Source organism: Fulvivirga aurantia (assembly GCF_009711475.1).
In the GTDB taxonomy this organism is placed as follows: Bacteria; Bacteroidota; Bacteroidia; order Cytophagales; family Cyclobacteriaceae; genus Fulvivirga; species Fulvivirga aurantia.
The window spans coordinates 1-792 of the sequence record NZ_SMMD01000168.1; the positions used below are offsets into that span (position 1 = coordinate 1).

Below are 792 nucleotides of genomic sequence, written 5' to 3' on the forward strand. Positions count from 1 at the left end.
AGAACAGCGTAAAGATTACCTATTCATTCAGGCATCTGGTATAAGAAACAATTTTTCTCAGGTAATTATCGGCACAATTAAACTATCACAGCTGGCCGAAAAATTTAAAGCCACTCACATTATGGCCGATTATCGTGATGTTAGCTTCAATGTGCCACTTACTGAAGCTTTCAATCTGGTAAAACTTTATGAACTCAAAGTTTCTACTTTCCAGAAAATTGTGCTGAGCACTATTGTAAATCACGCTGATCTGGAAATTGCTAAATTTTGGGAGTCTATCTGCAAAAAGCGAGGGTTCAACAATGCAGTGTTTCTAAATATCGAGGAAGCTGAAAGTTGGTTGCTCAAGCAGAAAACAATGAGCCTTTAAATGAAAAAAGGGTTTCTAACCACAGAAACCCTCTTATTCGCAACCTACAAACCTAAACCAATTTTAAAAAATACGCTTTAAAAGTCTTTCTCTTAATAAGCAACCTCCGTAAAATATTGCTCCAATCATGAGGCAGAGGTATAAAAGTACGGTGCTTATTGTTTTCATGTCATTAATCAATTTCTATGCTGGCAACCATTGTAGTCATAGGTAGGATCATTTCTTCGCCACCTTCGATTACAGCGTTACCTTTTAATCTTCTTACTTTCAACGTGTTTGCTGCATATTTAGTATCTCCGAAGTAACCTAGCTCAGCAGGCTTGTTATTGATAGCTTTCATGGCAAAAGAGCCGAAGTTGTTGTTGAACAGAAATTTGAATTCATTTGTGTTTTTAGGTGCAAAATGATCAGCTATTAAAAGA

2 protein-coding genes are annotated in these 792 nt (G+C 36.4%); one reads left to right on the plus strand and one right to left on the minus strand.

Going from position 1 to position 792, the window contains the following annotated elements; all coding sequences use genetic code 11:
• A partial coding sequence (locus E1176_RS20155; protein ID WP_185152488.1) for a hypothetical protein occupies positions 1-370 on the plus strand: 370 nt, incomplete at its 5' end.
• Positions 371-542: 172 nt separating this feature from the next.
• Here E1176_RS20155 and E1176_RS20160 read toward each other — a convergent pair.
• On the minus strand, positions 543-792 hold a 250-nt coding region (locus E1176_RS20160; RefSeq protein ID WP_185152489.1), incomplete at its 5' end, for a hypothetical protein.